At 28.4% G+C, this 12639-nt stretch carries 9 protein-coding genes; all 9 read left to right on the top strand.

Going from position 1 to position 12639, the window contains the following annotated elements:
• Positions 1-61: 61 nt before the first annotated feature.
• Positions 62-946, top strand: a complete 885-nt coding sequence (gene rapZ / locus BGI42_RS13440) for an RNase adapter RapZ (protein ID WP_069680787.1) — start codon at positions 62-64, stop codon at positions 944-946.
• On the top strand, positions 943-2304 hold the full coding sequence (locus tag BGI42_RS13435; RefSeq protein WP_069680786.1) for a gluconeogenesis factor YvcK family protein: 1362 nt from the start codon (positions 943-945) through the stop codon (positions 2302-2304). The genes rapZ and BGI42_RS13435 overlap by 4 nt, the downstream gene beginning before the upstream one ends.
• Before the next feature lie 15 nt (positions 2305-2319).
• Complete coding sequence (whiA, locus tag BGI42_RS13430; RefSeq protein ID WP_069680785.1) at positions 2320-3267, top strand: DNA-binding protein WhiA; 948 nt, start codon at positions 2320-2322, stop codon at positions 3265-3267.
• A gap of 35 nt (positions 3268-3302) precedes the next feature.
• Entirely contained in the window at positions 3303-3587 is a 285-nt protein-coding gene (locus BGI42_RS13425) for a Dabb family protein (RefSeq protein ID WP_069680784.1), read from the top strand.
• Positions 3588-3646: 59 nt separating this feature from the next.
• Positions 3647-7258, top strand: coding sequence for a DNA polymerase III subunit alpha (locus BGI42_RS13420; protein WP_069680783.1), 3612 nt, complete (start codon positions 3647-3649; stop codon positions 7256-7258).
• 364 nt (positions 7259-7622) lie between these two features.
• Positions 7623-8585, top strand: coding sequence for a 6-phosphofructokinase (pfkA, locus tag BGI42_RS13415; protein WP_069680782.1), 963 nt, complete (start codon positions 7623-7625; stop codon positions 8583-8585).
• Positions 8586-8644: 59 nt separating this feature from the next.
• Positions 8645-10060 (top strand): pyruvate kinase, encoded by a 1416-nt coding sequence (pyk, locus tag BGI42_RS13410; RefSeq protein WP_069680781.1) that lies wholly within the window; start codon positions 8645-8647, stop codon positions 10058-10060.
• Between the two features lie 604 nt (positions 10061-10664).
• On the top strand, positions 10665-11033 hold the full coding sequence (locus BGI42_RS13405) for a DUF1540 domain-containing protein (protein ID WP_069680780.1): 369 nt from the start codon (positions 10665-10667) through the stop codon (positions 11031-11033).
• A gap of 162 nt (positions 11034-11195) precedes the next feature.
• Positions 11196-12563 (top strand): 23S rRNA (uracil(1939)-C(5))-methyltransferase RlmD, encoded by a 1368-nt coding sequence (rlmD, locus tag BGI42_RS13400; RefSeq protein ID WP_069680779.1) that lies wholly within the window; start codon positions 11196-11198, stop codon positions 12561-12563.
• Positions 12564-12639: the final 76 nt, after the last annotated feature.

Here is a 12639-nt window from a genome sequence, read left to right as displayed (position 1 = left end):
TTATAATTTTAAGATGAAAGTTATTAATTTATATTATCTTTTTTGATAAGGAGGGATTTTTATGAGATTTGTTATAGTTACAGGATTATCAGGTGCAGGTAAAACACAAGCAACTAGAAGTTTAGAAGACTTAGGATATTTTTGTGTAGATAACTTACCACCTAAATTAATAAATAAATTTGCCGAGTTATGTTCTCAAACTGATGGAAAGATTGATAAAGTTGCATTAGTAATTGATATAAGAGGAGGAGTCTTTTTTGACGACTTATTTGAAACTTTGAATTACTTAAAAGAGAATGAATTTAAATATGAAATTTTATTTTTAGAAGCTTCAAATGAGGTACTTATAAAGAGATTCAAAGAATCAAGGAGAAGTCATCCATTATCACCAGACGGCAGAGTTTTAAATGGAATAATTCAAGAAAGAAGTAAATTAAGAGAAATTAAAGATAGAGCTGATATAATAATTGATACATCAAAATATGCCATAAGAGATTTAAGAGAAAAAATGAATGAACATTATGGTGAAAATATTGAAACAGAGAAGCAATTATCAATAACAGTTTTAAGTTTTGGCTTTAAATATGGTATACCTGTAGATTCAGATTTGGTTTTTGATGTTAGATTTATACCAAATCCATTCTATATACCTGAACTTAAGCAATATTCAGGTAATGATAAGTCAGTAAAAGATTATGTGTTAAAGCAAGAAGAAACCATTACTTTTATAGATAAATTACAAGATATGCTTAAATATTTGGTTCCTAATTATATTAAAGAAGGAAAGAGACAACTTATAATTTCAATAGGATGTACTGGGGGAAGACATCGTTCAGTAGCAATCGCTAATGAAATTTATGAGAGATTGAATGATGAAAATTATAAAGTAAAAATAGAGCATAGAGATGTTGGTGAAGATCTTCATAGAGGAGAAAAGAAACTATGAGGATAAAAGAATTAATTAAACCAGGAATCAAAGTTAAAAGGTGGCTTTTCTTTGGTATATTTGGAATATTATTAATTGCATTTGGATTTACAGAATTGGTTACGCATAGAGTATATGATTTGTATTATAAGATATTTTATATATTTTTAAATATTACAGGAATTTTTGTTTTATATATTTCTGTGACTGAAAGTATGAAATCGATAATAGCATTAGTGAATAGGGGATATATAAAAGTATCATTTGATAGTAAGAAAATAGAAAGTTTTATAGAAGAAAAAAGATTACTAATAAAAGGCCCTAAGATAGTAGTAATAGGTGGAGGAACTGGACTTTCTACAATGCTTAGAGGTTTGAAGTACTATACATCAAATATAACAGCAATAGTAACAGTTGCTGATGATGGTGGAGGTTCAGGTGATTTAAGGGAAGATTTAGGAATGTTACCACCAGGTGATATAAGAAACTGTATATTGGCTTTAGCTGATACAGAACCTATAATGGAAAATTTATTACAATATAGATTTAAAGAGGGAAAATTAAAAAATCAAAGTTTTGGTAATTTGTTTTTAGCAGCAATGGATGGTATATCTGATAATTTTGAAGAAGCAGTGCAAAAAATGAGTTCTGTATTAGCAGTTACAGGAAAAGTTGTACCTGTAACATTAGATAATATGGAACTTGAAGCAACCCTAAAAAATGGAAACGTAGTTAGAGGTGAGTCTCAAATACCGGAAGAAGCTATTAAACAAAATTCAAAAATTAAAGATTTTAGAATTATACCTGAAGATGCTAAACCATTAAAAGAAGCCATAGAAGCTATAAGAGAAGCTGATGCTATAGTTATGGGACCAGGAAGTTTATATACAAGTATAATACCTAATTTGTTAGTAAAAGATATAGCTAAGGAAGTAAAGAAAAGTGAAGCTTTAAAGTTCTATATATCTAATATAATGACGCAACCTGGTGAAACTACAAAGTTTAAAGTATCAGATCACTTAGAAGTATTACAAAAATATGGTGGGAAAGATATAGTTAATTATGTTATTGCTAATATTGGTAAAGTAGAAAATGAGTTAGAAGAAAAATACCAATTAGAGGGAGCCGAATTAGTTAAATTAGATAAAGAAGTTGTAAATAACTTAGGGATAAAGATAATTGGTGATAATTTAGTTAAAGTAAATAAGGGATTTATAAAACATGATGCAGATAAATTAGCTCAAGTTTTAGTTGATACAATTATGGAAAAGAAATTATTATATGATAAGAAGAAGATAATAGAGTATATGTATTTATCTCAACGTATAAAAAAAAGAGTAAGACAAGAAAAGACTAAATCAATTATAAAAAAATTATAGATAAGGGGAAAGAAGATGTCATTTTCATCTAAAGTTAAAGGCGAAATATGTAGATATGTGGATATGTCTAAGGAAGAAGCATTAGCAGAGATATCTGCCATAATGAAAGTGAGTGGAACCATAGCTTTTAGTGGAAGTGGTTTAAGCTTCAAAATGACCACAGAAAATCCAGGAAGTGCAAGATTAATATTTACCTTATTAAAAGATCATTTTAATATACACTCAAAACTTATGGTTAAAAAAAGTAATTCATTAAAAAAGAACAATATTTACATGGTTGTTATCTCAGAAGATATGGGTGTTAGAGAGTTATTATATGAGACAGGTATATTGCAAGATATTGATGGTATAATGAACTTAAATTACAGAATTAATAAGGATATGATTGAAACTGAAGAAATCAAAAGAGCATATATAAGAGGAGCTTTTATTGGTGGTGGAAGTATAAGTAATCCAGAAAGAACATATCATTTAGAATTTGTTACTCATAGTGAAGAGTATGCTGTGGATCTAAGAGATCTTATAAATACTTTTGGATTAAATTCTAAAGTTATTCAGAGAAAAAGTAGCCATATAATTTATATTAAAGAAGGAGAACAGATTGTAGATCTACTTAATATAATAGGGGCTCATTCATCTTTATTAGAACTTGAAAATATACGTATAATGAAGGAAATGAGAAATAATGTAAATAGACTTGTTAATTGTGAAACAGCTAATTTATCTAAAACAGTTAATGCAGCAGTTAGACAAGTTGAAAGTATCAGATTAATCGAAAGAAAAATTGGATTACAGAGATTACCACAAAATCTTAGAGAAGTTGCAGAATTAAGGTTAAATTATCCTGATGAGTCATTAAAAGAATTAGGTCAAATGCTTAATCCACCAGTTGGAAAATCAGGTATAAATCATAGATTAAGAAAGATTGAAAAAATAGCAGAAGAATTAAGAAGTGAAAACTAAATACAAAAATATATACTAAAAAGGATGATGAATTTATGTTTACTCATATAGTACTCTTTAAATTAAAGGATCCAACTAAGGAAAATGTAAAGTTTGTTGAAGAAACTTTATTAAGTATGAATGGAAAGATTGAAGAACTTAAGGAATTAGAAGTTGGTGTTGATGTTATAAGAAGTGAAAGAAGCTTTGATGTTGGAATTATAACTAGATTTGCTTCTAAGGAAGACTGTTTAGCTTATGATGTAAATGAATATCATGTAGAAAAAGTTAAAAAAGTTATTGGACCTTATTTGGAATGTAGTAAGTCATTAGATTTTTAATATGAGTTAGAAAAGCTACGCCAATTTGCTCTTTTATGAAAGGGGGTATATATTTTATTATGTTAACTAATGACAATAAAAATATAGATACAATTCATAATAATAAAAAACAATTTTGTCATCTTCACCTTCATACTGGATATAGCTTGTTAGATGGATCAGGAAAAATAAAAGAGATTATGGCTAAAACTAAAGAACTTGGAATGGACAGTATTGCTATAACTGATCATGGAGTTTTATATGGACTTGTAGATTTTTATAAAGCAGCTGTAGAATATGGAATTAAACCAATATTAGGTTGTGAAGTATATGTTGCAGGAAAATCTATGAAAATAAAACAACCGGATAAAGATAATTCAACATATCATTTGGTTTTATTGGTAAAAAATGAAGTTGGATATAGAAATTTAATGAAGATAGTCTCTATAGCATCTATAGAAGGATTTTATTATAAACCTAGAGTAGATCATGATTATTTAAGATCTCATAGTGAAGGACTAATAGCGCTTAGTGCGTGTTTAGGTGGAGAAGTTCAATCTTATGAATTAAAGGAGAATTATGAAAAAGCTAAAGAGACAGCCTTATTATATAAAGATATATTTAAGGAGAATTTTTATTTAGAAATTCAAAATCATGGAATGGATGAACAGAGAAGAGTAAATGAAGATAATATAAGATTATCTAAGGAATTAGGAATACCATTGGTTGCTACTAATGATGTTCATTACATAAAAAAAGATGGATATAAATCCCATGATATATTGATGTGTATTCAAACTGGTAAAACTGTAGATGATGTTAATAGAAGGAGATATCCTTCTGATCAGTTTTATTTAAAGTCTCCAGAAGAAATGTGGGAAATGTTCTCTTATATTCCAGAAGCATTAGAAAATACTACAAATATTGCTGAGCAGTGTAATTATGAATATAAATTTCATGAATCAAAATTACCTAAATTCCCATTACCAGAAGGGGAAGAGCCTTATAGCTATCTTAAAAAAACTTGTTATACTGGGTTAATAGATAGGTATGATGAGTTTAAAGATTTTAGAGGAAAAGATTTAAATTATAGTAAGTTAGAAGAGTTGAAATTTGAAAATGATTCTGCTAAAGAACTTTTAGATAGACTTGAATATGAACTTCAAATAATAAAACAAATGGGGTATGTAGATTACTTTTTAATTGTTTGGGATTTTATTAAGTTTGCAAATGACAATGATATACCAACAGGTCCTGGACGTGGGAGTGCAGCGGGTTCAATAGTAGCATATACTTTAGGAATAACAAAGATAGATCCAATAAAGTATAGTTTGATATTTGAGAGATTTTTAAATCCTGAGAGAGTATCTATGCCTGATATAGATAGTGATTTTTGCTATGAAAGAAGACAAGAAGTAATAGACTATGTTGTAGAAAAGTATGGAGAAGATAATGTATCACAAATTATAACTTTTGGAACAATGGCTGCTAGAGCGTGTATTAGAGACGTAGGAAGAGCTATGAACTATAGTTATAGTGAAGTAGATAAAATATGTAAGATGATACCTACAATGCTTGGAATCACAATAGAAAAGGCATTAAATCTTAATCCTGAACTAAAAGAGATATATGATAAGGATGAAAGAATAAGATCGTTAATAGATATGTCAAAGGATTTAGAAGGTCTTCCACGACATTCATCAACTCATGCAGCAGGAGTAGTTATAGCATCTAATCCATTAGTTGAGTATGTTCCTCTACAAAAAAATGATGAAATGATAGTAACTCAATTTGGAATGACAACACTAGAAGAGTTAGGATTATTGAAAATGGACTTTTTAGGCTTAAGAACTTTAACTGTAATGAGTGAAGCTCTTAAACTTATAAAGGATAATAAAAATATCGAAATAAATTTAGATAAAATAGATTTTGATGATAAAGAAGTTTATAAAATGATAGGGGAAGGTAAGACTGCAGGAGTATTCCAATTAGAATCACCAGGAATGGTATCTTTTATGAAAGAATTAAAACCTGATTCATTAGAAGATATAATTGCAGGAATTTCATTATATAGACCAGGTCCTATGGCTGAAATACCAAGATATATAGAGTGTAAAAGGAATCCAGATAAAGTTAAATATGATACACCAGAATTAGAAGATATATTGGATGTAACTTATGGGGTAATAGTATATCAAGAACAAGTTATGGAGATAGTTAGAAAGCTTGCAGGATATTCTATGGGACGAAGTGATATGGTTAGAAGAGCCATGTCTAAGAAAAAGCACAAAGTTATGGAAGAAGAAAGAAAAAACTTTATGCATGGAATTATAGAAAATGATGAAGTAGTAGTTCCAGGTTGTATTAGAAATGGAATTAGTGAAGAAGTAGCAAATAAAATTTTTGATAATATGATGGACTTTGCATCTTATGCTTTTAATAAATCTCATGCAGCTGCTTATGCTGTAGTTGGATATCAAACAGCTTATTTAATGAGATATTATCCAGTTGAAATGATAGCTGCTATGTTGAACTCATTTATGGGAAGCAGTGATAAGGTGGTATATTATATTTCTAAGGCAGAAGAATTGGGAATACAGGTACTTCCACCAGATATAAATGAAAGTTTTGCTAAATTTACTGTTAAAGGTGATACTATTAGATTTGGTTTAGCAGCAATAAAGAATGTTGGTATGAACTTGATAAATAGTGTTGTAAAAACAAGAGAAGTTAAAGATAAGTTTGATTCATTATATGATTTTATTAATAAGATAGATTTATCAGCTATAAATAAGAGAACCATTGAAAGTTTAATAAAAGCTGGAACATTTGATAGTTTTAAAATATATAGGTCACAGTTATTAGCTGTATATGAAAAAATGGTTGATAGCATTTCAAGTGATAGAAAGAGAAATATAGATGGTCAAATAAGTCTATTTGCAGCTGACGATATATATGTACCACAAATTAATTATCCTAATATAAAAGAATTTGATAAAAAAACATTACTTGCAATGGAAAAGGAAATGACAGGATTATATATATCTGGGCATCCATTAGATGACTATGTACAGAGTTTAAAATTTCAAACTTCAAATGAAATAGGAAAAATATTTTCTCATAATGAAATGTTAGATAATACTTTAGAAATACCTATGGCAGATGATGTTGTTATTAATAATGAATCTGGAATTAAAGATAATGATAGGGTAATTTTAGGTGGAATATTAACTCAAGTAAATAAAAAAGTTACAAGAAATAATACTATTATGGCATTTATACAATTGGAAGATTTAACAGGAACTATAGAAGTTATAGTATTTCCAAAAGTGTTAGATAGAGTGAGAGAATTGTGTTATGAGGATGCCTTAGTAATAATTAAAGGAAGAATAAGTTTAAAAGCAGATGAATTACCTAAATTAATATGTGAGAGCATAGAACCATTAGAAAAAATAAATTCTACCAAGGTTTATTTAAGGGTAGAAAATACTATTAAAGCAAAAGAATTAAGTTTAAATTTAAAAGAATTATTAAAGGAATATAATGGTGATACACCTATTTATATTTTTTCACAAGAACAAAGGCAACAATTTAGAGTGCCAAGAGACAGATGGGTAAATATTAATGAGGATGCATTAAATTTATTAAGAAAATTTGTTGGGGATGAAAATGTAAAAGTGGTAGAATTATAGTTACTTTTTTCTTAAAAATAAGAAAAAAATTATAATAATGATATGATTTTAATGTTACTTGGTTATAATATAAGTTGAATGCTATTTAAAAAAATATGAAATTAACATATAATTTAATGTGTTGTCAATATTTTAGATAATAATTTATAATGGTAAATCAAGAATTTAATAGAATATTGTCTAAAAATTAACTAAATAAACCATGGATTTTTTACATAAAAATATATTAATATCAAAAGTTATCTAAATATGATTGATAAATATTACATTTTTATGTACAATTATTATTGGTTAATAAGATTGCATAAATCATGCACAAGTAGGACTTTGGGTGTCCTAGTTAGTGTTTAAGGAGGAATATATTATGAAGAAAATAGCTATTTTAACAAGTGGTGGAGATGCACCAGGAATGAACGCAGCTATAAGAGCAGTGGTAAGAACAGCCATTGATAGAGGACTTGAAGTCATGGGAGTTCAAAGAGGCTATAGTGGGCTACTTAATGGTGAGTTATTTGCAATGAGTAGATCATCAGTATCTGATATTATTCAAAGAGGTGGAACAATCCTAAGAACTGCTAGATGCCCAGAGTTCAAAGAAGAAGAGGTAAGAAAAAGAGCAGTTAAAATATTAAATGCTTATGGCGTAGATGCACTAGTTGTTGTTGGTGGAGATGGATCTTTTATGGGAGCCAAGTTACTATCAAAACTAGGAATCAAAACTATAGGATTACCAGGAACAATAGATAATGACTTAGCTTATACAGACTTTACAATAGGATTTGATACAGCATTAAATACTATTGTTGATGCAATAAATAAAATAAGAGATACTTCAACTTCTCATGAAAGAGTTTCAATAATTGAAGTTATGGGAAGAGATTGTGGAGATTTAGCTCTTCATGCAGGTATTTCAAGCGGAGCAGAAGCTATAATAGTTCCAGAAATGGGAGAATTTGATAGAGATGCTCTTTGCAGAACTATATTAGAAGGAAAAAATCATGGAAAAACTCATAATATAGTTATTCTTGCAGAAGGTATTGGTGGAGCAGAAGAATTATCAAAATATGTTGAAGAAGTAACAGGAGTAGAAACAAGAGCTACAATCTTAGGTCATATTCAAAGAGGTGGAGCACCATCAGCTTCAGATAGAGTTTTAGCTTCAAGATTAGGAGCAAAAGCTGTAGATGTACTTTTAGAAGGTGGAACATCAAAAGTAATAGGAATTAAAGATAATCAAATTATAGACCAAGATATAGATGAAGCATTAGCTATCGAAAGTAAGTTTGATATAGATCTATATAATGTAGCCGAAATATTATCACGCTAATAAATTTTTATTTATATAAATTTTTATAAACTAATTAGAATAAAGAGGAGTGTAAGTACATGAGAAAGACTAAAATGATTTGTACTATTGGACCAGCAAGTGAAGACAGAGAAATCTTAGAACAAGTAATGTTAGCAGGAATGAATGCTTCAAGACATAACTTTTCACATGGTGATCATGAAGAACATAGAGGAAGAATAGAAAAAGTTAAGGAATTATCTAAGAAACTTAACAAAGAAATAGCTATTATCCTTGATACAAAAGGACCAGAAATCAGAACTGGTAAATTCGAACCAAACAAAGTTGAATTAGCTAAAGGTTCAGAATTCACTGTATATGCAGGAGATATGTCAGTAATAGGAGATACAACTAAGTGTGCTGTTACTTATGAAGGACTAGCTAATGATGTTAAACCAGGAAACACTATCTTAATAGATGATGGTTTAGTAGGATTAACAGTTAAATCAGTAGAAGGAAACGCAATTAAATGTGAAGTTCAAAATACAGGATTAGTTGGAACTCACAAGGGAGTTAATGTACCAGGAGTTTCTATTCAATTACCAGCTCTTACTGAAAAAGATAAAGCTGATTTAATATTCGGTTGTGAAATGGGAGTTACTATGATAGCAGCTTCATTCGTAAGAAAAGCAGCTGACGTATTAGCTATAAGAAAAGTTCTTGATGAAAATGGTGGAAAAAACATATTAATCTGCCCTAAGATAGAAAATCAAGAAGGTGTTGATAACATAGATTCAATCTTAGAAATCTCAGATGCTATAATGGTAGCTAGAGGAGATCTAGGTGTTGAAATTCCAATAGAACAAGTACCAGCAGTTCAAAAAATGATTATTCAAAAATGTAATGCAGTTGGAAAACCAGTTGTTACTGCAACTCAAATGTTAGACTCTATGATCAGAAACCCAAGACCAACAAGAGCAGAAGTTTCAGACGTAGCTAATGCTATCTTAGATGGTACTGATGCTATAATGTTATCAGGAGAAAGTGCTAACGGAGCTTACCCAGTAGAAGCTGTTAGAACTATGGCTAAGATTGCTGAAGAAACTGAAAAGAAATTAAATCATAAAGTTGCTTACTCTCAAGATAAATCTTCTATGTCAGAAGTAATTTCAAGAGCAGCATGTAATGCAGCTAACGAATTAGAAGCAGCTGCTATAATTTCTTCAACTCAAACAGGAGCTACTGCTAAGAGAATATCTAAATGTAGACCAGATAGTACAATCATAGCTGTTACTCCAGATGAAGTAGTAGCAAAACAATTAGCATTCTCATGGGGAGTTTACGCAATTGTTGCTGATAAAATGTGTTCAACTGATGAAATGATGACAAAATCAGTTGAAATAGCAAAAGAACATAACTATGTTAAAAATAGTGACACAGTAGTTTTAGCTGCTGGAGTTCCAGTTGATAAAACAGGAACTACTAACCTATTAAAAGTTAGTGTAGTAGGAGAATAATAAATTTATAATAAAAAAGCTTTCGAGTTTATTCGAGAGCTTTTTTATTTATTTTATTAGTGATTTATTTAATAATTAAATTTAATTATTAAATAGAAAATTTTTTTACAAATAATTTACAAGGTATTTTTGTTATGTTATGATAAAATGTATATTATTTATTGTATTAGACTATAATCATAATAAGGAATTAATTGGCAACTGGTTCTTTATCTGCACCCTTAAGGGTGCTTTTTTTATTCTTTAAGAAACTATATTTTTAAAATCTGTGGATAACTTAGATTATACTTTTGCTTAAAGGTTAAGAAATAAAACCTAAAGAATAAAAAATAATCATATGCAGCACCATTATTCCAGCACTACGTTTGGAAAGGTGCATGGCTAAAAAAAAATCGACGCTCCACAGTCAATTAACGATTTTTTTATTCTTTAATAAACTATATTTTTTAAAATCTATGTATAACTTATATATGAAAGATTTTATTTTAAAATTTTGAAAATGTAATTAAATATTAAGGGATTGTTATTGTATTAGGCAAAGAATAAGTTTTGTTATAATGGAGCAAAATAAGTCATAAGGAAAATACAAGAAAGAGTGATAATTATGACTATTTTAAATTGTGCAGCTATGAGTTGTGTACATAATGAAGCAGGTATGTGTCAAGCAGGTTATATATTAATAGAAGGAAAAGACTCAACTATTACGACAGAAACAAAATGTTCTAGTTACAAGCCAAATAAATTTATTAATCAAGTTAAAGCTCTTGTAAATACTAATTATGTTGGAGAAGTAAAGCAATTATTTTCTTCTATGGATAAAGTTAAAATGAATCCTCAAATTAATTGTCAGGCATCAAAGTGTTTTTTTAATTCTTCAGGAAAATGTGAATCAAGAAACGTAGCAATTTCAATTGATAAAAGCAATCAATCTAAAGTTATGTGTGAAACTTTTGTGAAATCAAATAATACATAACTTATAATAATTAATATTTTTATTTTTAAAATTTTATTATAAAGATATTTTTAATATAAATGCTTAAATTTGCAAATTTAAATCTTTTTTAATATCTGTTATATAAAACTTATTATATGATATAATTTATAAAAGCTATAATGAAAAAAAGGTGGATTTAAGTTGATAGAAAAGAATAAAGAATATATTTTAGATATATTATCGCAAGGATATGAAGGTGAAGGTGTAGCTAAGATAGATGGTTACCCTATATTTATTCAAGGAGCTTTAAAAGGGGAAAAAATTAGAACAAAAATCATAAAGGTAAAGAAAACTTATGCATATGGTAAAATTGAAGAAATTATTGATTCATCAGAAGATAGAGAAGTACCTAAATGTTCAAATTATAAAAGGTGTGGTGGATGTTCAATTCAACATATGAATTATAAAAAACAATTAGATTTTAAATGGGAAAGAGTAAAAGACTGCATAGACAAGATTGGTGGATTATCAAAGGACATAGTTAAGTATCCAATTGGAATGGAATCTAACCCATATAGATATAGAAACAAAGTTCAACTTCCTATTGGAAAAGTAAATGGTGAAGTTGTAATAGGTTTTTATGCACCTAGAAGTCATAATATAATAGATTTAGATTATTGTTTAATTCAAGATAATGTTGCTGATGAAGTAGCAAAGTTTACAAAAGAATGGATTAAGAAGAATAATATTGAACCAGCAACTTTAGACGGGAAATTTAATGCTAAAGGCATTTTAAAACATTTAATGATAAGAAGAGGTTTTAAAACTAATGAAGTCATGGTTGTTCTTGTTGCAACTACTTCTAATATTCCACATTTAAAAGAATTTAGGGATCTTATATTAGAAAATATAAGAGGAATAAAAAGTATAGTATTAAATATAAATTCTAAAAATACAAATGTTATTTTAGGTGAGGAATGTATAACTTTATATGGAGAAGATACTATTCAAGATTACATAGGAGAATTTAAATTTAATATATCGCCACTATCATTTTTTCAGGTTAATCCCATTCAAACAGAAGTATTATATAATAAGGCGTTAGAATATGCCAAATTAACAGGCTGTGAAACTGTATTTGATGCATATTGTGGAACTGGAACTATAACTTTATTTTTATCTCAAAAAGCAAGAAAAGTATATGGTGTTGAGATAATAGAGCCTGCAATTATTAATGCAAGGGAAAATGCAAAGCTTAATAATGTGGATAATGCAGAATTCTTTGTGGGTAAATCTGAAGAAGTAATACCTAATCTTATAAACGAAGGTATAAAAGCTGATGTAATAGTTGTAGATCCACCAAGAAAAGGATGCGATATTAAATTATTAGAAGCTATTGGAGAGGTTAAACCTGAAAGAGTGGTTTATGTTTCATGCGATCCAAGTACGTTAGCTAGAGATTTAAAAATATTAGAAGCGCAAGGTTATAAAACAGTAGAAGTACAACCGGTGGATATGTTTCCTCAAACTAGTCATGTTGAAAATGTAGCATATCTAATTAAGAAATAAAATTATTTTTAGATTTAAATTAAAGAGAAATAGCACCAAGTTCTTTTGAAGAAGAATTTGCTGCTATTTTTTTATT

This window comes from Clostridium taeniosporum, assembly GCF_001735765.2.
Taxonomy (GTDB): domain Bacteria; phylum Bacillota; class Clostridia; order Clostridiales; family Clostridiaceae; genus Clostridium; species Clostridium taeniosporum.
Note: the sequence above shows the minus strand (reverse complement) of the source record. Positions and strands in the feature narration are given on the sequence as shown.

Coding starts and splice junctions, on each gene's coding strand:
- BGI42_RS13435 (WP_069680786.1), top strand. CDS start 943: ATGAGGATAAAAGAATTAATTAAACCAGGAATCAAAGTTAAAAGGTGG.
- whiA (WP_069680785.1), top strand. CDS start 2,320: ATGTCATTTTCATCTAAAGTTAAAGGCGAAATATGTAGATATGTGGAT.
- BGI42_RS13425 (WP_069680784.1), top strand. CDS start 3,303: ATGTTTACTCATATAGTACTCTTTAAATTAAAGGATCCAACTAAGGAA.
- pyk (WP_069680781.1), top strand. CDS start 8,645: ATGAGAAAGACTAAAATGATTTGTACTATTGGACCAGCAAGTGAAGAC.
- BGI42_RS13405 (WP_069680780.1), top strand. CDS start 10,665: ATGACTATTTTAAATTGTGCAGCTATGAGTTGTGTACATAATGAAGCA.
- rapZ (WP_069680787.1), top strand. CDS start 62: ATGAGATTTGTTATAGTTACAGGATTATCAGGTGCAGGTAAAACACAA.
- pfkA (WP_069680782.1), top strand. CDS start 7,623: ATGAAGAAAATAGCTATTTTAACAAGTGGTGGAGATGCACCAGGAATG.
- BGI42_RS13420 (WP_069680783.1), top strand. CDS start 3,647: ATGTTAACTAATGACAATAAAAATATAGATACAATTCATAATAATAAA.